This window comes from Edaphobacter sp. FHG110511_03 (assembly GCF_059115365.1).
On the sequence record NZ_JBZYWL010000001.1, the window covers coordinates 2,025,056 to 2,046,324 of the forward strand.

The 21,269-nt window shown below is 57.6% G+C and carries 21 protein-coding genes; 13 read left to right on the plus strand and 8 right to left on the minus strand.

What is annotated here, in order from left to right; all coding sequences use genetic code 11:
• Position 1 precedes the first annotated feature (1 nt).
• A complete protein-coding gene (locus AC5S26_RS08165) occupies positions 2-865 on the minus strand; it encodes a glycoside hydrolase domain-containing protein (RefSeq protein ID WP_494184351.1) in 864 nt (287 codons plus the stop codon).
• Between the two features lie 71 nt (positions 866-936).
• Between AC5S26_RS08165 and AC5S26_RS08170 the strand changes: the two genes are divergently transcribed.
• The 5 genes from AC5S26_RS08170 to AC5S26_RS08190 all read left to right on the plus strand — a co-directional run bounded on the left by AC5S26_RS08170 (position 937) and on the right by AC5S26_RS08190 (position 6,291).
• Positions 937-1,470: a YfiT family bacillithiol transferase gene (locus AC5S26_RS08170; protein WP_494184352.1), complete on the plus strand. Its 534-nt coding sequence runs from the start codon at positions 937-939 to the stop codon at positions 1,468-1,470.
• A gap of 5 nt (positions 1,471-1,475) precedes the next feature.
• On the plus strand, positions 1,476-1,898 hold the full coding sequence (locus AC5S26_RS08175) for a GNAT family N-acetyltransferase (RefSeq protein WP_494184353.1): 423 nt from the start codon (positions 1,476-1,478) through the stop codon (positions 1,896-1,898).
• A gap of 19 nt (positions 1,899-1,917) precedes the next feature.
• Positions 1,918-3,540 (plus strand): hypothetical protein, encoded by a 1,623-nt coding sequence (locus AC5S26_RS08180; RefSeq protein WP_494184354.1) that lies wholly within the window; start codon positions 1,918-1,920, stop codon positions 3,538-3,540.
• A 204-nt stretch (positions 3,541-3,744) separates the two neighbouring features.
• Positions 3,745-4,581, plus strand: coding sequence for a glycoside hydrolase family 16 protein (locus tag AC5S26_RS08185; RefSeq protein ID WP_494184355.1), 837 nt, complete (start codon positions 3,745-3,747; stop codon positions 4,579-4,581).
• A 150-nt stretch (positions 4,582-4,731) separates the two neighbouring features.
• Complete coding sequence (locus AC5S26_RS08190; RefSeq protein WP_494184356.1) at positions 4,732-6,291, plus strand: flavin monoamine oxidase family protein; 1,560 nt, start codon at positions 4,732-4,734, stop codon at positions 6,289-6,291.
• Between the two features lie 24 nt (positions 6,292-6,315).
• Here AC5S26_RS08190 and AC5S26_RS08195 read toward each other — a convergent pair whose 3' ends face one another.
• The 5 genes from AC5S26_RS08195 to AC5S26_RS08215 form a co-directional block, all read right to left on the minus strand.
• Positions 6,316-7,653, minus strand: a complete 1,338-nt coding sequence (locus AC5S26_RS08195) for a tRNA dihydrouridine synthase (RefSeq protein WP_494184357.1) — start codon at positions 7,651-7,653, stop codon at positions 6,316-6,318.
• Positions 7,650-8,063: a hypothetical protein gene (locus tag AC5S26_RS08200; RefSeq protein ID WP_494184358.1), complete on the minus strand. Its 414-nt coding sequence runs from the start codon at positions 8,061-8,063 to the stop codon at positions 7,650-7,652. The genes AC5S26_RS08195 and AC5S26_RS08200 overlap by 4 nt, the downstream gene beginning before the upstream one ends.
• 105 nt (positions 8,064-8,168) lie before the next feature.
• Complete coding sequence (gene rpmE / locus AC5S26_RS08205) at positions 8,169-8,402, minus strand: 50S ribosomal protein L31 (RefSeq protein WP_494184359.1); 234 nt, start codon at positions 8,400-8,402, stop codon at positions 8,169-8,171.
• 785 nt (positions 8,403-9,187) lie between these two features.
• The gene (locus tag AC5S26_RS08210; RefSeq protein WP_494184360.1) at positions 9,188-9,310 is read right to left on the minus strand and encodes a hypothetical protein; all 123 of its coding nucleotides are present in this window, start codon (positions 9,308-9,310) and stop codon (positions 9,188-9,190) included.
• 132 nt (positions 9,311-9,442) lie between these two features.
• Positions 9,443-10,225, minus strand: a complete 783-nt coding sequence (locus tag AC5S26_RS08215) for an SDR family NAD(P)-dependent oxidoreductase (protein WP_494184361.1) — start codon at positions 10,223-10,225, stop codon at positions 9,443-9,445.
• Between the two features lie 422 nt (positions 10,226-10,647).
• Between AC5S26_RS08215 and AC5S26_RS08220 the strand changes: the two genes are divergently transcribed.
• From AC5S26_RS08220 to AC5S26_RS08230, 3 genes are all read left to right on the plus strand, one after another.
• Positions 10,648-12,354, plus strand: a complete 1,707-nt coding sequence (locus AC5S26_RS08220; RefSeq protein WP_494184362.1) for a SulP family inorganic anion transporter — start codon at positions 10,648-10,650, stop codon at positions 12,352-12,354.
• Positions 12,355-12,611: 257 nt separating this feature from the next.
• Entirely contained in the window at positions 12,612-15,140 is a 2,529-nt protein-coding gene (locus AC5S26_RS08225; protein WP_494184363.1) for an ABC transporter permease, read from the plus strand.
• A 162-nt stretch (positions 15,141-15,302) separates the two neighbouring features.
• Positions 15,303-16,061, plus strand: coding sequence for an ATP-binding protein (locus tag AC5S26_RS08230; protein WP_494184364.1), 759 nt, complete (start codon positions 15,303-15,305; stop codon positions 16,059-16,061).
• Positions 16,062-16,068: 7 nt separating this feature from the next.
• Here AC5S26_RS08230 and AC5S26_RS08235 read toward each other — a convergent pair whose 3' ends face one another.
• Complete coding sequence (locus tag AC5S26_RS08235; RefSeq protein ID WP_494184365.1) at positions 16,069-16,257, minus strand: hypothetical protein; 189 nt, start codon at positions 16,255-16,257, stop codon at positions 16,069-16,071.
• Between the two features lie 179 nt (positions 16,258-16,436).
• Here AC5S26_RS08235 and AC5S26_RS08240 point away from each other — a divergent pair, with 179 nt between their 5' ends.
• Positions 16,437-17,045: a DUF2393 family protein gene (locus AC5S26_RS08240; protein WP_494184366.1), complete on the plus strand. Its 609-nt coding sequence runs from the start codon at positions 16,437-16,439 to the stop codon at positions 17,043-17,045.
• A 237-nt stretch (positions 17,046-17,282) separates the two neighbouring features.
• Entirely contained in the window at positions 17,283-18,230 is a 948-nt protein-coding gene (locus AC5S26_RS08245; RefSeq protein ID WP_494184367.1) for an OmpA family protein, read from the plus strand.
• A gap of 245 nt (positions 18,231-18,475) precedes the next feature.
• Here AC5S26_RS08245 and kdsA read toward each other — a convergent pair whose 3' ends face one another.
• Positions 18,476-19,300, minus strand: coding sequence for a 3-deoxy-8-phosphooctulonate synthase (gene kdsA, locus AC5S26_RS08250; protein WP_494184368.1), 825 nt, complete (start codon positions 19,298-19,300; stop codon positions 18,476-18,478).
• Positions 19,301-19,581: 281 nt separating this feature from the next.
• Between kdsA and AC5S26_RS08255 the strand changes: the two genes are divergently transcribed.
• The 3 genes from AC5S26_RS08255 to AC5S26_RS08265 all read left to right on the plus strand — a co-directional run bounded on the left by AC5S26_RS08255 (position 19,582) and on the right by AC5S26_RS08265 (position 21,099).
• Positions 19,582-19,713: a hypothetical protein gene (locus AC5S26_RS08255; protein ID WP_494184369.1), complete on the plus strand. Its 132-nt coding sequence runs from the start codon at positions 19,582-19,584 to the stop codon at positions 19,711-19,713.
• 74 nt (positions 19,714-19,787) lie between these two features.
• The gene (locus tag AC5S26_RS08260) at positions 19,788-20,561 is read left to right on the plus strand and encodes a hypothetical protein (protein WP_494184370.1); all 774 of its coding nucleotides are present in this window, start codon (positions 19,788-19,790) and stop codon (positions 20,559-20,561) included.
• 10 nt (positions 20,562-20,571) lie between these two features.
• Positions 20,572-21,099, plus strand: a complete 528-nt coding sequence (locus AC5S26_RS08265) for a hypothetical protein (RefSeq protein ID WP_494184371.1) — start codon at positions 20,572-20,574, stop codon at positions 21,097-21,099.
• Positions 21,100-21,269: the final 170 nt, after the last annotated feature.

Below are 21,269 nucleotides of genomic sequence, written 5' to 3' on the forward strand. Positions count from 1 at the left end.
TTCATCGCCCGTGCGAGGGATCGTCAGAGATGGCGAGGTTCATGTCCAGAAAGATCCCGGGAACGCCTGGCGCATAGCAATTGTTGTCGGCGGCGTAGGTCTTCGCGCAGGCGTGAGTGATCTCCGGTCTTCGCGGCGACTGCGCGTACTGCCACGCAGCTATATCGGAGATTCCTGCTGCGGAGATGGGTGGAGGCGTCGCGGTGCATCCGTTTGAAGGAGGACAGGCGTCCTGGTAGACGAAGAGACTGACGGGATGAAGATGTCTGGTTGCTATCTGTTGACGCAGATCTTCGGCTGTCGTGATGGTCTTTCCCGGCGAATCGTTCACAGGCTGACCGCTTAGATATACGCCGGATTTGTAGATTGAGGCTGCGATGGCTTCAGTCCATGCGAGCAGATACCCGGACTGCTCCGGGAGGAGACGGCCGCCTTCTTCCTGATCGAGAAAGAGGATCGTTCCGGCGGGAAAGTGTTCGCGCTGTGCGGCGGAGATTGCGGCTGCGGCGTCGTGTCTTCCCAATGCAGCGGGATCTGTGCCTTTGCGCTGGGGGTGGAGGATCTCTCGATCTACTCTGCCATTGAAGAGCACAAGAAACCCGAAGTCGTTGCGCAGTAAGACCTCGCGCTTGCCCTGCCAGGTATTGATCGCCTCGCCCGGAGGATGGTTTAACCAGTAGCCAGCGAAGGCGAATGTTCTTCGCAACCTGGAGAGGGCGGCGTCTCCCGGATAGAGATTACGGTCGAAACCAAGATGCTGCGCGGAATTAGGGCGTGCTTCCTTAGAGGAAGGGCTTGCCTGTGCCTGCGAGAAAATACTGACGGCCACAAGGCCGATCACAATTGTGGAAAGAATCCGCCGCATCACATCTCTTTTCTTCAGAGTAACTAACCTAGCTATGCTAGCTTTTTTAGAGAGAGAATGAGGAGAACAGGATGAGCGTCACGCTGGCAGACCCGCGCTACCCCATCGGCAAGTTCGAATGCCCCGAGACGATTTTGCCGGAAGAACGGCTGAACGCAATTGCCACCCTCGCCGAGTTGCCGGAGCAGCTGCGCAATGCCGTCGAGGGACTGGGCTCGGCACAGCTGAACACACCCTATCGCACAGGAGGATGGACCGTGCGTCAGCTGGTCCATCATATTGCGGACAGCCACATGAACGCCTTCATCCGCATGCGCATGGCTTTGACCGAGAACTGGCCCACGATCAAGCCCTATGACGAGAAGTCCTGGGCCACGCTCCATGATTCCACTGCTCCGGTGGAATGGTCGCTGGAAATCATTGAGAGCCTTCACGCCCGCTGGGTCATGCTCCTGCAATCGTTGACGGAGGAGCAGTGGATACGCGGCTATCGCCACCCGGAGAGCGGCGAAACCAGGCTCGATGTCGCGACTCTGATGTATGCCTGGCACTCCCGTCATCACGTCGCCCACATTACTCACGTGCGCGCCAGTGAAGAGTGGTAGGTTCCGTGGCGTCGATTCAGCTTGCGGAGAGCAGCGAGCAGATTGCCCGCTGTTTTCCGGTAATGCACCAGCTCCGGCCGAAGCTCACAGCGCAGGAGTTCGTGGAGCGCGTTGAACAGCAGCGACGGGAAGGGTATCGGCTCGCTTTTTTGGAACACGATGGCGCGGTCGCGGCATTGGCGGGATTTCGCATCATGAGTGTGCTCTGGAGCGGAAGAACGTTGTACGTCGACGATCTCGTGACCGACGAGGCCATGCGCTCGCGCGGTTTCGGCGAGCAGATGATCGTGTGGCTGGTCAGCCTCGCTCGCACAGAGAATTGCGAAACCTTTTCGCTCGACTCGGGAACCCACCGTCAGCAGGCCCATGCCTTCTACTTTCGTCAGGGTCTTCGCATCACCGATTTTCACTTCCAAATGCAGCTCTGACGTGTGGTAGCGTTCGGCTATGCCTTTCACTCGCGGAGCAGGAGCCGGTTCCTCCGGCAGGGCAAGCAAGCCCGTTGAGGCGCAACCGCCGGAGAAGATTTCGGCTGCGATCGAAGATTTCCTGGCCCGTTTCCCACGGGCTGCAGTGCTTGAGGAGGGGCGTGTCCTCTTCGAGATGCACTCGGCGAAGTATCGCCTCTCGAGCGAGCATGGTCGCTGCACGCTCCAGTTGTGGAGCGAGGATGCAAACGTTGTTCGCAAGGTGACGGCGATAGAGGAGCGCAATGGCGTTTTGCGCGTCTCCGTTTTGCGTTTCGGACAGACAAAACCGCAGACGCTTGAGATTGCTGCGGATCGTGACCGGAGGACACCCTCCACGCGCGAGGCGACGAGAGTGAAATTTCTTCGCGTGCTCGAGCGCGTGCTTACGCGAACATTTACGGAATGGAAACCGGACGGACTGCGCGCCGCGATGGACCTAGAAAAGAGCTTTGGCCCCGCCTACGCTCGCGGGTCGCTTGTGCAGGGACAGCGAGCATGGGCCGTCATCGCGGTCAACCCTGAAGAGGCGCAGGCCACCATCGATGGCATCCTGACCATAGGGATCCTTTGGCTCGAGCATTGCCGCTCGACCGGCGACGGTCGTCGTGTCTGGCAGGGCCTCAAGGTGATTGTTCCGAGAGGATCAGGAACGCTGACGGCGTCGCGTCTGGCGTGGCTGAACGATCGCGGTGCACAGTGGGAGCTTTGGGAGCTGGATGGGGGCACCGAGGAGCTCGAGCAGCGCGAGGCCGCCGATACAGGAAACGTCACCACTCGCCTGATCCATGCTCCCAATCGCGAGGCCGTTCGCGAGCGTTTTTCCGCCGCTGCTGCGCGAGTGATGTCGCTTGTACCCGAACCGATGCGACCACAGGTCGAAGGGATAGTCTCGAGCGGAGCGGAGATGGCCTTTCTGCTCCATGGCCTTGAGTTTGCTCGAATCCGCTCCGGCTATGCGGGAAATTCTTTCAACGTGCAGGAAGAGATCACCTTCGGCGCCGGACCCAGCGAAACTCCTCTTACTGCCGACACCGAAGGGACTTTGCGTGAACTGGTGGCAAAGCTCTTCGAACGCAGGCATGCCGAAGGTGACCGGCGCGATGCGCTCTACCGCATGCAGCCGGAACGCTGGCTCGAGAGCATTCTTCGCCAGAATCTTGAGCCGTTGGATGCGCATCTCGACCCTGGCCATGTTTATACGCAGGTGCCTGCCTTTGTCGCCGGAGATCGTGGCATGCTGGATCTGCTTGGTGTATTGCGTGACGGCCGTCTGGCCGTGATTGAGTTGAAGGCAGACGAAGATCTGCATCTTGCACTGCAGGGGCTTGATTATTGGATCCGTGTGCGCTGGCATCATCTGCGTTCTGAGGCTGGAGGTCTGGGAGAGCTACAGCGCGCCGGCTACTTTGGCGGCATTGTTCTCTCGCAGCTTCCACCGAAGCTCTATCTGGTCGCACCGGCGTTGCGTGTGCATCCCGCTACGGAAGTGGTGCTGCGTTATCTTTCACCGAAGGTCGAATGGGAGCTGGTCGCGCTCGACGAGCGCTGGCGGAAGAAGGCAAAGGCCATATGGCGCAAGCGAAGCACCGACCCTTCATGATTTTGCAATCCCTGGTCATGGAGCTTGATCCGTTGGCGGTAGCATGTCTGTGCAGGTTCGGAGGTCAAGAATGCGCGTGGCTGTCTGCGGAGCTTTGCTTGCGGTATGGTCCCTCCGAGTGGAGAATGGAGCGGCTCTTCGGCAGCTCGATCGCGAGTTGAAACCGATCGCTTCTACGATGAATCTCACTCTCAGGCGGGCGCAATGAAAATAAAGCGCAATGTTGCATGGTTGGGGATGATGGCAATGCTCCTTCTTGGAGGGAGCTTCCGCGCGGTAGCAGCTCCAGCGCAAGGGCAATGGAAGCTGGTGTGGAGCGATGAATTCAACGGCGTGGATGGATCTCAGCCTGATCTCGCGAAGTGGGACTTCGATACCGGTGGCAATGGATGGGGCAACAAGGAACTCGAGAGCTACACATCCCGATTGGAGAATGCGCAGCAACGAGGTGGAAACCTTGTTATCACCGCAATTCGCGAGAGATATACCGGGCTCGATGGCGTGACCCGGTCGTATACCTCTGCCCGGCTCACTACAAAAGGCCAGTTCGCGCAGGCTTATGGAAGATTCGAAGCCCGGATGAAGCTTCCGTTGGGAAAGGGCATCTGGCCTGCCTTCTGGATGCTGGGAGCAAATAACGACGAGGTTCGTTGGCCGGCTTGCGGCGAGATCGACATGATGGAGAACATCGGCGAGCCCGGGCGTATCTACAGCACGCTGCACGGACCGGGCTACAGCGGTGCGAAGGGCATCTCCGAGCCTTACAATCTTCCCGCGGGCGAGGGGGTTAACACCGACTTCCATGTATACGCCGTCGAGTGGGAGCCGGAGCGCATCCGCTTCTATCTGGATGACAGGCTGATCGTGGAGCGAACCCCGAAGGATCTTCCGCCGGAAACCAAGTGGGTCTACGATCACCCATTCTTTCTGATTCTGAATGTTGCGGTTGGAGGAGAGTGGCCCGGCTCTCCGGATGAGACGACGATGTTTCCGCAGAGCATGCTTGTGGATTATGTGCGGGTGTACAGAAAAGAAAAATGAGTATCAGGGCACGATGAAGGTGCTGCTTCGCCACCTTGTTGAGATCGATGCATCGGAAGCATCGTTCTATCTCTTGCGGACCGCATTACAATCGCCGATACTGACGACAGAACCCCGTTTCCAATTCAGCCACGAGAGAGAGCGTTCGCTATGAGCCTTACTCGCCGTGCTTTTATCCAACGTATCGCGCAGCTAGGTGGATACTCGGCTGCGTACTCGACCATGTACGCCCTCGGGCTCATTCCTGCCGCGGGAGCATCACCTCTGCCGGACCTGCCTTCGAGCTTCGGCAAAGGCAGGAAGGTTGTGATTCTAGGCGCGGGAATCGCCGGCCTGGTCTCGGCTTATGAGCTGCGTAAGGCCGGGTTTACGGTGACGATTCTTGAGGCGCGGAATCGGCCGGGTGGGCGTTCATGGTCGGTGCGCAAAGGGTCGACGGTGGAGTTCACCGATGGCACGAAACAGGAGTGCACGTGGGAAGAGGGTCACTACATGAACGCCGGCCCAGCGCGTATTCCATCACACCACACGCACCTTCTGGATTATTGTCAGGCGCTGAATGTGCCGCTGGAAGTCGAGATCAACTGCTCGCGTTCGGCGCTCATGCAGGCGGATGTATTGAATGGCGGCAAGGCCGTAGAAGAACGGCGCGTCGTTCATGACACGCGTGGATACATTGCCGAGCTATTGTCGAAGGCGGTGAGTCAGCACGCACTCGATCAGGAGTTGTCGAAGGAAGATGCGTCCAGGATGCTGGCCTTTCTCGAACAATTCGGTGATCTGGATCAGAACCGAAAATATAACGGGACCATGCGTGCCGGGTTCATCACACCGCGAGGAGCTGGGCCGAGCCGCATGCAATTGCACGATCCGTTGAAATTGACCGAGTTGCTGGCTGCGGACTTCTCGAAGGGCGAGTTTTATGAGGAAGAGATCGATTGGCAGGCAACGATGTTCCAGCCGGTCGGAGGCATGGACCGCATCGGCTACGGATTCGCGAAGGTAGTCGGTGATGCGATCGTTTACGACGCTCCGGTAACAGAGATCGTGACGGGCAACGATTCGGTTAGCGTGACCTACACGAAGGATGGCGAGCCGAAGACGATCAAGGCTGACTGGTGTATCTGTACGATGCCAATCTCTGTGCTGGCGAAGACGAAGAACAACTTTACGGCAGAGACACAGAAGGCCTTTACCGGCATGTCGATGATGGCGCTCTACAAGATCGCATGGGAGTCGCCGCGCTTTTGGGAGAAGGAGTGTCGCATCTACGGAGGCATCAGCTTTCCTAAGCAGGTGGTCGATCTGGTCTGGTATCCGTCGGACAAGCTCTTCTCACCCACTGGGATTCTGCTCGCGGGCTTCAACACGGAGCGCGATGATAAAGGCGAGCTCACGCAGTTTGGCGCACTGTCGCGCGAGGGCAAGCTTGACGCTTCACGACAGGCCGTCGACAAGCTGCATCCGGGCAAGTCTTCGCTCCTTACTAAGCCGATCTATATCAGTTGGGAGAAGATTCCTTATTCGCTGGGATGCTTTGCAATGAACTTTCTTCCCTCAAGCCGCGCCTCGTACGATCAACTGGACAAGCCGGAGGGGCGCACGTTGTTTGCCGGCGACTACCTGTCGCATCTGGTGGCATGGCAGGAGGGCGCTGTGCTTTCGGCGCATCGTGCCATCGAACGGATGGCGGCTACGATCCGGGGATAACTACAGACTGTACGGGTAAACCGCTTAGTCGCAGTAAGCGGCTTCCGTCAGCAGCGTAGCGTCGTTCTGCACGGGGTCGGTCTCGAACTCGGCGGGCAGATTCTGCTGCGACTCAAAGAACTGCTCGACCGCTGCGATGACAGCGTTGCCATTTTTCGATTCGAAGATCTGCTTGCGCAGAGCTCCTCCTCCAGGTACGCCGTGGGTGAACCATGCGGCGAACTGCTTCATCTTGCCGACGGCGTCGCGGTTGCGCTTCTCGCGGGCGATCTGTCCGGCGGCGATGATCGCTTCGGCGCGGGCGGCTTCAGACGCCTCTTCGAGTGCGATCTCATCGACCAGCATCTGGAAGTAGGTGCGAATCATACGGTAGCGGTCTTCATTCGTCGGATGATCGTAGGTGCCGACGCCCGTCGCTTCCTTTGTCGACGTGTACTGCGCGATCTGACGGAAGATCCACGGATTCGATGGCGCGGTGCGGCCGATCATCACGGCGTCGCAGTGGGTCTTCTCGACCATCGCTGCGGCGTCCTCTGGAGTGCGGATGTCGCCGTTGCCGATGACTGGGATGCGCACGGCGTCTTTGACCGCGGCGATGTACTCCCATCGCGCCTGGCCGGTGTAGCCGTCCTCGCGGGTGCGGGCGTGGAGGGCACAGGCGTTGAGGCCGCAGTCTTCGGCGAGCTTTGCCAGCTCGACGCAGACGATGTGATGGTCGTTCCAGCCCATGCGGAACTTTACGGTGAAGGGAATTGTCACTGCGGAGCGGATCGCTTTGAAGATGCGCTCGATCTGGGGCAGGTCCTTGAGCAGGCCGGAGCCTCCGTTGCAGGCGACGACGCGCTTGGCCGGGCAGCCAAGGTTCAGGTCGACGAGATCGAAGCCGGCGTCCTGAACGATGCGGGCGGAGTCGGCCAGCGTCTCGGGATTGGAGCCGAAGAGCTGTGCCGAGATCGGATGTTCGTCGTCGTAGTAGGTCAGATAGCGCTTGCGCTTGGTCTCGCGCATGCGCGAGAGGCCGTCGGCTGAGGTGAACTCGGTCATGATGAGGCCGCAGCCGGACTGCTGGTTCGTGGTCTCGGCTTCTATGGCGGTGGCCGCGTCGTCGAACCGCAGGTCGTTCGACTCCGCGCTGCGCGCTCCGCTCAGGATGACACTGTTTTGAGTTGTGAACTGGCTCGCGTTCTTGATGAAGCGGCGGAAGACGGTGTCAGTAACGCCAGCCATGGGCGCGAGGACCGTCGCGGGAGCGATGGTGACGTTGCCGATAGTGAAGCTGGCTGGCACGCGGGCGTGCGCGGGCATCGCGTGTTCAGCGGGCGAATCCCACTTCTTCTGCTCGAGCGTGTAGCGCTTCTTCATCTCTTCTTCGCTGCCTTCTTTGTAGCTTTCTTGACTGCTTTCGCTGAGGTCTTCTTCACTGCCTTTTTAGATGACTTCTTCTTTGGTCTGCGTCGCTCCTGTTTTGGGAGTGAGGCGACGTAGGCTTTGGCTTCAAACAGCAGGGGCAGGTTTCCGGGCGCGGCGATATCGGGAACGACCACCCACTCGCGCATCGTGCGCTTTCCCATGACCAGGTGACGAATCTCGCCATCGTTCACCAGCTCGGTGATGCGAGCTTCGGGCAGCTTAAGAGCTCCGCTTTCGTCGGCCCGGGTGAATGCGAAGATCTTGTTGTCGATCATGAGGCACCCGTGCCCCATATCGACACCTAAGGTGCATCCGGAGATTCGTTTCGCGAGGTCTGCTGCGATCTGCTGGCGAAGATTCATTCTGAGGGCTCCGCTGCCAGGGCAATCTACGTCAGGACAATCTATTTCAAGACGCTATAAAGGCCTCCGTCTGCGGAGGCCTTTATAGCTAATTCGTCGCCCCGCTTACTTGCCAGCGGCGGCCTTGCCTGCATCCGACTGGGCGAACTTGCGACGGAAACGCTCGACGCGTCCGGCGGTATCGACCAGCTTCTGCTTGCCGGTAAAGAAGGGGTGGCAGGCGGAGCAGATTTCAAGGACGATGTCGCCCTTGTGGGTAGAACGGGTTTCGAAGTGCGTCCCGCAGGCGCACTTTACGGTGATGGTCTCGTACTTCGGGTGAATTCCTGCTTTCGGCATGAAACGATCCTTTCGCCGGACGCTCTTTGCTCCGGCGTATGAGATTGGCTCTTTCGGTTTCGCGGATCGCTTGCAACGGTGAAGTCACGTCACATCGATGTGCCTGTCGCGATGCCGGGCCGCTCCGGTTGGGGCGGCAAGCACTTGCTCTATTTTAGCATGGGTCATCGCCAGCCGATACCCTGCCTACCCCTATCTCTTTTTGTGCAAAGTCTTCCAACCAAATGGGTTAGCTTCGGACCTCCAGTGTAAGATCCTGCATTTAGATACTTTATCTGCAAAGTATTGATTTGGAATGAGATAGATTACGGTCCTGTATTCTTTCCCATGAATCTATTTTATCGAATGCAGTGGAGCGAATCGGCGACTTTTTGCGGATTATTTTTGTTTATAAGCTGTTTATTTTGTTGCACTTGTATTGATTTGTGTGTCGGGGGTGGGTTGACAATGTCAGCCAAGCCCGGAGGCCGGCTACCTAGAAGCATAAACTGCATTCCTTGACATCCTCTCTGGTGCCTCGTGATTCAAAAGGGATGCCTAGACAGAAAGAGACCCGCCTCTTGGTGGGGCGGGTCTCTTCCTCTAATACAACTGCAACTTCGTATACAACTGCAACCTCATACAGCCAAGCGATAAACCTTAGACGCGGGAACCATTCTCGCGCCGCATACCGGGGAGGTATTGGACTCCTCCCAGCAATCGATAACGAAGCGGCCTCCCAAGTTCCGACATGCGAGGACTATGTAAGACATAATCCCTGCCCTCGCGCGGATCACCGGGGAGGCTTAAACCTTGGAGGGCGGACTGTGTCCGCTGCCACGACTGTTGCTGATCCCATAGGCGATTTGGTGGCCCTTCACCAGCACATCGTGAGAAGAGGCCGAGCTGTGGTTTAGGTTTTTTACCATAGCGACTCCTAACACCCGGCATATGTGCATTTGCCCATATGCCGTGCGTTCAAAGTAAGACGCAACCCGTTTGAAGAGGTTGTCCTCGTGTTGATGTCTCTTTGACGATTTCTTTCGGTTCTCGGGACACTCCTACCAGAGCGTGTACCCGCCGTCGATGACATAAGCAGCGCCCGTCACATAAGCGGCCGCCGGACTGGCCAGGTAGACCGCCAGTGGACCAATCTCAGGCGGATTGCCTGCCCGCTTCATCGGAACATTCACGACAAAGGCATCGATGATGTCAGGGCGCTTTTGATTCCACTCGCGATTCGCATCGGTCATGAACAGTCCAGGACAGATCGCGTTTACGGTGATGCCGTGCGGCGCCCAGTCGACGGCGGCGCAACGGGTGAAGTGCAAGACGGCAGCCTTGCTGGTTTCATAGTCGCGGCCGCCGATTCCCCGGTTCGCAATCAGGGCGCTGATGGAGGCGATGTTGATGATGCGGCCTCCTTGACCTTGTGCCATCATCGATGCGCCGATGATCTTCGTGGAAAGAAAACAGCTCGTCAGATTGAGATCGATCGAGGAACGCCAGGCTGCGAGAGATTCGTCCTGAATGGCGACGTTGATCTCACGATTGCCGACATTGTTCACCAGAATATCGATCGGGCCGATCTCCTCGAGAATGCGCTCGCAGGCGGCCTGACACTCCTCTGGAATTGCCATGTCGGTCTTGATGGTCCACGCCTGACGGCCCAACGCGCGAATCTCAGCTGCCGTATCGTCCAGTGTGTTCTGAGTGCGACCGGTAATGACGATGTCTGCGCCTGCTTCGGCAAGCGCCAGCGCCATCTCGCGACCAAGGCCGCGGCTTGCGCCGGTGATCAGCGCCCGCTTGCCAGAGAGTCCAAACCACTCCGCGAATCCCATTTCAGTCTCCTATCTCAATGTGAGCTTGTGGCACTCCTCAAGTTACTAGAGATGCAGAGATCGATTGGGCCATTCGATGACGAGAAGAGGGCTTTGTAGGAGCAGGTCATTCCCTATCGATGAGTGTTTTGCCGTGAGAGCACGAATCGAGAGTTGTAGTTACTGACACGCGGACTCTCGAGTCATTGCACAAAATCACTCCAGTTTGTGTATATTCCTGACCACTGAAAATCAGCGATTGTTTTTGTCCGAACGATCACTTTCGCTTGTACCCGGGTTGGCACGGCGTTCCTATTCCAGGCAGGAGGTGAGTGGCGTGTTCGCTCTTAGCTTGTGCAGCCATGAATAACTCGTTTCCTCCTCCCGCAACAGAGTCGGGCCGCATCACGCGGCATGCAGCGCTAGGGAGTCGAACCGGCTGGATGCGTTGGCTTCCTGGGCTTAGCACTCTGCGCCGATATGAGTTGCCTTGGCTGCGGCACGATCTTGTCGCCGGCGTCGTCATGACGACCATGCTGGTGCCGGTCGGTATCGCGTATGCCGAGGCATCCGGGGTGCCAGGTATCAACGGCCTTTACGCAACGATCGTGCCCCTGCTCGCATACGCTCTATTTGGTCCGAGCCGCATTCTCGTACTAGGCCCCGACTCGTCGCTTGCGCCCGTCATCCTCACCGTTGTGCTGCCGCTCTCGGCAGGCGATCCACAACGCGCGGTCGCGCTTGCCGGAATGATGGCAATTGTCTCTGGCACCGTGTGCGTCGCCGTCGGCCTGGCCCGACTGGGGTTCATCACCGACTTGCTCTCGAAGCCGATTCGCTACGGCTACATGAATGGCATTGCGTTGACGGTGCTGCTCAGTCAGATCCCGAAGCTCTTCGGTTTCTCGGTCAAAGCCAAAGGACCGCTTCGCCAGGCCTGGGGGATCGTAGAAAAAGTGTTCGCAGGCGACACAAACGTCATGGCGCTCGTCATCGGAGCCAGCACGCTTACTCTCATCCTGTTGCTGAAGCGCCGGCCGCGCATCCCGGGAATTTTGATCGCCGTCGTTGCCGCTACTGTCGTCGTCGCAGCCTTCCACCTCGAAACCCATGCAGGTGTGTCCGTGCTCGGTCCTCTGCCGCGCGGATTACCCCACCTACGCCTCCCCCTCGTCGGCATCGACGACCTGCTTCCGATTCTCACCGGTGGCCTTGCCGTTGCACTGGTCTCCTTCGCAGACACGAGCGTGCTCTCCCGAACCTATGCGGCGCGCCTGCATACATCCGTCGACCCCAACCAGGAGATGGTCGGCCTCGGCATCGCCAACCTCGCTTCAGCCTTCTTTCAGGGATTCCCCATCAGCAGTAGTTCCTCTCGTACTCCCGTAGCTGAGGCCGCGGGTTCCAGAACCCAACTGACAGGGGTTGTCGGTGCACTCGCCATCGCTCTCCTGCTGGTGTTCGCACCCAACCTTCTTCAGTATTTGCCGCACACCGCTCTCGCTGCCGTAGTCATCGCCGCCGCCATCGGCTTGATTGAAGTATCCGACCTGCGCCGCATCTATCGCATCCAGCGATGGGAGTTCTGGCTTTCGATGGTCTGCTTCACGGGTGTGGCAGTGCTCGGTGCCATCCGCGGTATTGCCCTCGCGATCGTGATTGCTGTGATCGAGTTTCTCTGGGACGGCTGGCGCCCGCATTCGGCCGTGCTCGGCCGTGTCGAGCGCGTTAGGGGCTATCACGACGTCACCCGGTATCCGGAGGCACACTTGATTCCTGGCCTCGTGTTGTTCCGTTGGGATGCGCCGCTGTTCTTCGCGAACGCCGAGCTATTCCAGGAACGTGTCCTGGATGCTGTTGCGAGTTCACCGACGCCGGTCCGGAGGTTCGTGGTCGCGGCAGAACCGGTCACCAGCGTGGATGTCACTGCCGCGGATGCACTCTGCGAACTCGACGAAACCCTGCGCGCTGCCGGCATCGAGTTGTGTTTTGCTGAGATGAAGGACCCAGTCAAGGACAAGCTGAAGCGCTTTGGTCTCTTCACCCGTTTCGGCGAGCAGACCTTCTTCGCAACCATTGGTGAAGCGGTAAAAGCCTATCTCTCGCACTATCCCGTTGAGTGGGTAGATTGGGAGGATCACACGTCGTAGCGCCAGTCGTGTTGAAAATTCTTTGAGATCAAAAACAGTAGGTTGACGGAGGCCCGAAGTCAGCTCGCGAACAGATGCGGCAGCCGGATAGACCAAGAAGTTGTCCGGGTTTGGACGGTTGGGGCCGTTTCCGGACACGGAGAAAAGGATTGGTGCGGAGGAGGCACTGAAACTATTGGGGTTATGTTTGCGGGACGCTGGCAGTGGAAATGCACGTCTGGTACTGAAGGTTCAATCAACGTCAGCGAGGTTTTCCGATGACCACACTTGCTCAGGATGTGCGGTTTGCTCTGCGGCAGTTGAAGAAGACTCCTGCTTTTACTGTCACGGTGTTGTTGACGCTGGCCCTGGGGATTGGAGCCAATGCGGCGATTTTTACGTTAGTGAACAGTGTTCTGCTGCGGAGTCTGCCGGTGGTGGATCCGGCGATGCTGGTGCGGGTGGGAGACGATCCGGAGGCGTGTTGTGTCGGGTCGGGCTGGGCGAAGGACGGGGATTACTCGCTGTTTTCGACCGAGGTGTATGAGGACATGAAGAAGAGCGCGCCGGAGTTCGAGGAGCTGGCGGCGATCCAGGCAGGGTTTACCTTCCGGCCTGTAACCGTGAGGAGGGATGGACCAGAGACGCTGCCGAAGTCGGTGATGGGGGAGTATGTCTCGGGGAATTATTTCCGAACCTTTGGGCTGAAGCCGTACGCGGGTCGATTGTTTACCGATGCGGACGATAAGAAGGGCGCACCGATGACGGCCGTGATCAGCTATGCGGCGTGGCAGCGGGACTTTGCCGGAGACCCGAAGGTGATGGGGAGCACGTTCTGGATCAATACAAAGCCGGTGACGGTGGTTGGGGTGGCTCCGAAGGGATTTTATGGAGACCGGTTGGTGTCGACTCCGCCGGATTATTACCTGCCGATGGAGACGATGACGGAGATCATGGGCGTGTCGTATGTGCATGACCCGGATACGAACTGGCTTTACATCGTTGGGAGAGTGAAACCGGGAACGGCGATGCTGCCGTTGCAGGAGAAGCTGGGCGGGGCGCTCCGACAGTCCCTACAGAAGACGCGGATTGACTTTGTATCAGCGGCAGGCAAGACGAAACTGGCACACACGCACGTGGTTCTGACACCGGCGGGTGGCGGAATTCAATGGATGCAGGCTGCGTATGGAGAGCATCTTCGGCTGCTGACGTGGATTGCGGGGCTGGTGCTGCTGGTGGCGTGCGCGAACATTGCGAACCTGCTGCTGGTGCGGGGCATGGCGCGCAAGCTGGAGATGTCGTTGCGGTCGGCGATGGGAGCGGGGCGCGGGAGGATTGTGCGCCAACTGCTGACAGAGAGCATGCTGCTCTCGGGTCTGGGCGGACTGCTGGGATTGGCGGTGGCTTATGGCGGGACGCGGATGTTGTTGAGGCTCGCGTTCCCGGGAGAGCAGGGTGTGCCAATCGAGGCCAGTCCCTCGTGGGAGGTGATCGGGTTTGCTCTTGGCCTGAGCGTGCTGACGGGAGTGCTGTTCGGTGTAGCTCCAGCATGGCTGGCCGCGAAGGCGCAGCCAGCGGATGTGCTGCGCAGCGGGGCGAGGACGACGACGAGCGGAGCGACGAAGCTGCAAAAGGCATTGGTGATGCTGCAGGCGGGTTTGTCGTTCGTGCTTCTGGTGGGAGCGGGAGTGTTTGCGCAGAGCCTGCGGAAGCTGGAAGCGACCGACATGAAGCTGGATTCGCGGAATCGGTACATCGTGCACATCAATCCGCAGGCGGCGGGTTACAAGCCTCAACAGCTGGAGGCTCTGGTTCGTGAGATCGAGGAGCGATTCCATACGGTTCCCGGAGTGGTGAAGGTAGGGACGACGAGCTACACGCCGATGGAGGACAACAACAACGGCTGGGGATGGAGCGTGCAGGGAATACCGCATGTGAACTATAGTGCTTCGGTCATAAGGGCAAATGCAGAGTATTTCGATTCCGTGGGGACGAAGGTGCTGATGGGGCGTGGTATTGGTATCCGAGACACGTCGACGGCACCGCCGGTTGCGGTGGTCAATCTGGCATTTGCGAAGAAGTTCTTTGGGGACAGCAATCCGATCGGAAGAAGGATTGGTTCGGATGATCCTAGCGACTACGAGATTGTGGGTGTCGTGGAAGACACGACTTATACAAGTGTGAGGTGGACGGATCACCTGATGGTCTTTATTCCGACGATGCAACGGCCGGCGAGTGCGGGACCGATCGAAAAGGATGGAAGCCTGTACACCGGTGCGATCGTGATCGAGACAGAGCGGCCGATGAGTGAGATGGAGTCGACAGCGCGAAGAACTTTGGCCGGGATCAATCCCAACCTGACGGTGGTGAAGTTCCAGACCTTCGATCAGCAGATTGCGGACCGGTTTACAGAAGAGCGCATGTTGTCGCGGTTGACGATGATGTTTGGCGGCCTGGCGCTGTTGCTCGCAACAATCGGGCTGTACGGTGTGACCGCATTCACCGTTGTGCGAAGGACGCAGGAGATCGGAATCCGGATGGCGCTGGGTGCGGACCGGGCCGGTGTGGTGGGAATGATTCTGCGCGGGGCGCTGGTGCAGGCGCTGGTGGGCCTGGCGATTGGGGTTCCGGTGGCGTTGGCTTGCGTGCGATTTGTGAAGTCGCAGCTCTATCAAGTGACCAAAGTGGATGCTGGAGTGCTGCTGGGAGCCCTGGCGGTGCTTGGGGTCGCCGCGGGCGTGGCAGGGCTGATTCCGGCGAAACGAGCCGCTTCGATTGAGCCGATGGACGCATTGAGAACAGAGTAGAAAGAAAAGCCAGCCATGACAGGCCCGTGAGAAGGCCTCAGAGCCTCTCGTCCGGTGGTCACAAGGATGGAAGAGCGAGTTTTCCGTGTTTGCAGGTGGGATTCGCACAGACCGTCGTCAGGGCGGTTGCTGCGATACTGGAGAGACGGAAGAGGAAGCACTATGGCTGAAATCTGTTCCATTTGCGAAGGGGCCGGGCTGCGGGTGGTTGAACGGGACGGCCGCAGGTTCGCGGAAGATTGCATCTGCCGTATCCAGGAACGCTCCCGTCTTCGGGTCAAGCGCTCCGCCATTCCGCGGCGCTACGAGCACTGCACGCTTGAAAGCTACGAGACCAGTTTTCCCTCTTCGCACCGCTCCCTTGGAGCAGCGCTGTTGCGGGCGAAGCGGTTCGTTGAGAGCTATCCTCTCGAGACCGACGGTACCGGCCTGCTTCTGACCGGCTCGATCGGTGTGGGCAAGACCCATCTGGCGGTGGGCATTCTGCAGGCCCTGGTGATCGATCGAGGTGCAACGGCGCTGTTCTACGACTATCGCGACCTTCTGAAGCAGGTGCAGAACAGCTATAACTCCCAGGTCCGGGAGACCGAGCTCGAAATCCTGCGCCCGGTCTTCGATGCCGAGGTGCTTGTTCTGGATGAACTTGGCGCCGCCAAGCCCACAGACTGGGTATGGGATACGGTCGCGCACATCCTCAATACCCGTTACAACGACCGTCGCACCACCATCATCACGACCAACTACCCGAACCAGGGCCCCCTCGGGACCGTAGGCGGGGATACTGCCGGGCGTCCCCGTGAGGAAACCCTGGGGGACCGCATCGGTGAACGGATGCGGTCGCGTTTGCAGGAGATGTGCGTCGTCGTGGAAATGCAGGGCGGAGACTTCCGCCAGAGTGTAAGGCGCGCCAGATTCGCCTGAGAGTTCGTTACATCACTGTTGCGAGCAGGATCAGGCCGGCGGTTAAAGCGACGATGCGATAGGCATAGTCTGCAGCTCGAGACGGAGCATTTGAAACTGTGGGAGTTTCCGTAATCGCCGTAGTCACTCGAATCTCCGTTGGGGAGCTCTCGGAATCTGCCGTCTTGTTGGTCCGAAACCCGATCAGGGGAGTCATGGCTCGGTTCTCCTGCCGCTTACAGCAGTAGATGTCGATGATGGAATCGATGATGCACTAAAACAAATCGTATTCGTGATGAAAATCGCGCTAAGTTTTTGCCTGGTGAAGCTTTGCTGACTCCAGACGTAGACACCTTCCTGATTCGGTAGTTGCTGGAACGGTATAAAATTCCGGCCATGAGCGACCAGGAACGCAAACCTTTTGAAACGGAACGCCATGATGAACCTGCAGAGACTTCGGGCGATACTTCCAACGCTTCAGATCGCGTGCAGGAATCTCCGGAGATCTTCGCCGCACCGGTGAGTCGCCAGTCGGGAATGCCACTTTCGGCGTGGCTGATCGCAGGGGCCGTCGTGCTCGCCGTATTGGCTGGCCTTCTGCTTGCGGGCCATCGGAAAGCTCCTGCGGTAACCGGGATTCAGCCGCTAGACGGTTATGCCTCCAACCTGCCCCTCACTCAGCTCCAGATGAGCGAATCCACCAGTCTTTCGGGAGGGAAGTCGACGTTCATCGATGGCCACATCCGCAATGCCGGTTCATCTACCGTTACCGGCGTTATGGTTCAGGTGCTCTTCCACAACGAGGAACAGATGCCTCCGCAGATCGAATCGCTGCCGCTTGCTCTGATTCGGACTCGTGAGCCCTATGTCGACACCGTTCCTGTAAACGTAGCTCCTCTGAAGCCCGGGGATGATCGGGAATTTCGCCTTATCTTCGAATCGATCCCTTCGAATTGGAATATGCAGATGCCTGAGATTCGGGTAATCCGGGTGGAGAAAAAGTAGGTTTCTTGCGATCCACCGATGTTGGCAGGCCAGAAATACTTACCTGCCCCTCGGAAGAATTTGCGGGCGCCCTTAGATGCAGGCACCAGGCCGGCAATTTTTTCTTCGGCTGAAAACGGAACAAGTGGTTTATTTTCAATGCAAGTTAGCGGGAAAGGGATTTGGCAGAGCACATGCTCTAGTTCCCGGTGTACAGGCGTCTGAAACGGCAGACGCCGGTGCATGAGGAGCGAAAACATGAAAACCGGAAATAAATTTGGTCTCTCAGTTGTAGTACTCGGCACCGCGATGGGCATGAGCGCATTGGCTCAGTCTGCTACCCAGGCTAATCCGTCGGCACAGGACACCACGTCTGCTCCGTCGGCACAGGGAACTTCATCAGCATCTGCGCCGGCAGCCAGCAGCCAGATGAGTGTCGACGACAAGTCGACGTACGCCACGGGCAAGCCTCTTGAGCAGCAATCGAAAGAAGGCTTCTGGGGCAAAATGAATCCGTTGGCTCGCAAGAAGTGGGTTCACAGGCAGGTTGATCCGATCAAGGATCGGACCAATGAGCTGGACCAACTCCAGGCCAAGAACGCAAACGATATCCGTGACGTAGATTCCCGCGCTACCGCTGGAATCAACAAAGCGCAGAGTGCTGCCGAGCTGGCCGATCAGCATGCAGCCGATGCTTCCAACCGGGCTGGCACTGCTCAGCAGACAGCAACCAATGCTGGCAACCGCGCAACCTCGTTGGGAACCACGGTAAGCAATCTCGATCAGTACCAGGAAATCGCTTCTTCGTCTGTGCCGTTCGCATCCGGACGGACAACCCTCGGTCCGAAGGCAAAGGCTGAGTTGGATGACGTTGCGACGAAGCTTGCCAATGAGAAGGGATACATCGTTGAGGTGCAGGGCTACAGCCGCTCCGGCCTGCAGAACTCGCAGGCGATGGCCGATGCAGTGGTCCGCTATCTCGTGACAGAACACCAGATACCCGTCTACCGGATCTATCGCACCGGTATGGGCAGAAATACCGCTAAGCCAGTTGATGGTGAAAAGGCTGTAACCAATGGAGTCCGCGTAACGTTGCTGCACAACAGCCTGGCAACCATGGAGTCCAATTCCGCATCGAACACAACACCGGCCTCTCCCCAGACAACTCATTCGGGTGTCAGTGCACCACCAGAGGCCAATCAGTAATAGAAGTAGCCCTCCCCCCAAAGGGCGGCATAGGTTTCATCTCTATGTCGCCCGCAAGTTTAGTACGGTTTGTTGGTGAACGGCCTAGATCGTTCCCGCAATAGACTCTCCTAACCAGAGAGAACCAAGGCAGATTGGCCCCTCAAGCGAGGGGCCGTTTTTTTTGTATGTTTTGGGAGTGACAAGCACAGAGCAAATTGGAGAACCAGAGAGAGAGGATCAAAATCGGGGAGGCAGCAAGAATCCTAGGTTACTACGTGGTGAATTGCAAGAAGTTGTTCCAGAATTTCTCGAAGACGATTCAAATGGAGGGCATTGGCTCCATCTGACTTCGCCTTTGGCGGATCATCGTGTACCTCGAGGAAGACGCCATCCACTCCTGCGGCGACGGCGGCGCGAGCCAGTATCGGGATGAACTCCGGTTGACCACCGGAGACTCCATTTGCCGCAGAAGGCGTTTGAACTGAATGAGTTCCATCAAAGATCACGGGGGCGAACTCCCGCATGACAGGCAGCGCCCGCATGTCGACCACCAGGTTGTTGTAGCCGAAGCTGGCGCCCCGCTCGGTAAGGGAGACACGGGGGCATCCGCTTTCCTGGACCTTCTCGACCGCGTGGCGCATATCAGCCGGGGCGACGAATTGTCCCTTCTTGACGTTGATGGCGCGGCTATTTTGCTTCGCAGCCTCTGCCGCGGCGATCAACAGGTCAGTCTGCCGGCAAAGAAATGCCGGAATCTGGAGAACATCGACCGCCTCCGCGATACGGGCGCAATCCTCTGCGGTATGGACATCGGTAAGGACCGGAAGGCCGGTCGTCTCGGCGATCGTGCGCAGAATCCGGGCACCCTCCGCCACGCCTGGGCCTCGAAAGCTACGAATCGAGGTACGGTTGGCCTTGTCGTAGCTGGCCTTGAAGATATAGGGGATTCCCACGTCGGAGGCGATTCGCTGAATGGTGTCAGCCATCATGCGGGCGTGCTGTTCGGATTCGATGACACAAGGGCCTGCGATGAGGAAGAGCTTCCCGCGACCGACGGAGATGTTGCCGATTTCAAAGGGGTGGTTCACAAGGATTATTTGACCACAGGGAAAACGGGGTGGATTAACAGGGGTTTTGCGCTGGTCTGATTCCCGGATTTTGAATGGATAGCTGAAAGCCGCTCTGCGATAGAAGCCTTAAAAAAGGAGCTTTCTTGCTGGGCGGGTGGCCGTGATAACCGGAACCAGCGAAGTTATTGAATATGCAGGGACTTGCATGCTCCAGGAAAAAGAAAAGGTCATTGTTTATGAATGGGTGCCGGAATACCCTTCTGACAGGCGCAACTGCGCACTCTCAGGAGATGAAAAAAATGACAACGAACCTTCGCAAGGCAATTCTGGCATGCATCATTGCACTAGCAACCGCAGTAGCCGTGACACCGGCTCACGCAACGTTATCCGGGAGCAATCCTCGTCCCCAGCCAGGCACCGGTGGACGCTAATTCCATTTCGATCGTGATGGCAGTGCTTGGATATTAAACAACGCAATTCATCTCATCAGTAAGATGAAGTTGCGATGGAACTCAGTCTTTCAGCACGAGTACTTTGGACGGCCGGTTTCTGTGAACTGGTTGTACTCGTACTCGTGCTGATTGCACGTGGGCGGTGGCGCAGTTTTCCTGTTTTCAGCGCATACATCAGCTTCCAAGTAGTCGAAACCATTGTTCTGTACGGTATTCATCGTTTTGGCAATGCTCAAGCCTATTTCTGGTTTTTCTGGATTGGCGCAATTGTTGATTTAGCGCTGCAGATCTCTGTTGTATTTGAGTTGACGGGGATCGTCCTTAAGCCCACAGGAACGTGGGTTCGAGACGCACGCAAAATGTTTTTATTGCTTGCTCTGACAGGGACTGTCGTTGCGGCGGCGATCTCGTATGGTGTGAATCCCACTGTTCCAAGTTCGCTCGACAATTGGATTGAAAAAGGAAATTTGTTTGCGGCCATGTTGAACGCGCAACTGTTCGTAGCGATGGGTCTGGCCTCTACGAGGCTCGGGTTGGCATGGCGTCATCATGTCATGGGGATTGCGACAGGCTGGGCTGCCTGGGCAGTAGTCGGATTATTTGTGGAAGCTGCCTATAGCTATTTCGGAACGAACTGGCATGGTGCCGTCCTGGATAATGTGCGCATCGTCGTGTATCAGATTGCGACAATTTATTGGACGATAAATTTGTGGCTTCCAGAGCCGGAAACCCGTACACTGTCTCCCGAAATGCAATCCTATCTCACCGGGTTGCAGCAACATGTAAAACTTGGGCCACAGGGTGTCAGCAGTATGCAGAGGCGTTGAGAGCTGACTTATGGGAATTCTTGTATTTATCGTGTTCAGCGTGGTCTTGACTCTGGGGATCGTCATCGTGCATTGGAATGCCCGACGACTCACTGGAGAAGATTGGGAAACTCTGGTTGCGCGAATTCAGCCGGTTCCATTTGAAGGTCTGGAAAAAGTAGCGCTGGACTATTTACAGCCGCAAGGGAATCAATTGCTGATAGAGCCGGAAGAACTCTGGCAGCTTGTCGGCGGATTCGACGGGTTGAAGAGGATGCGGGAGAACGCTGACTCGATTATTCAGTTGGCAGCCTATGTTCGCTATTGGAATTTTGACGAGTCAATCGTTGTCGCCGAGCGCATTCGGCAAGATGCAGTCATGCTCAAGCGGGCACTCTTCAGGATCCATCTCCATATGCTCTTCTCGATGCGCAAATTGCATGTTCCTTTTCACGTCCATCAGGCAGCTTCCTCATACTATTTGATGACGCGCAGGGTCTTGGCTCTCTATCAGACGAATCAATTCGTGCTGTACCCACGTTTGATGGAAGTGCTCTAGCGGGAAATGGCAGGGTGGGCCTGACGGTTGTCTTCTTCGTATTGGATCCGCGACTGATCCTCACATCCAGCGTGGCTCCTTTCTTCCCTCCACTCCTCTTACCAGCATCTCTCGATTGTTAATCCCTCTGCCTTTCCGCGTGGAAAAGAGAGATGCTCCTCTAAGTCCTG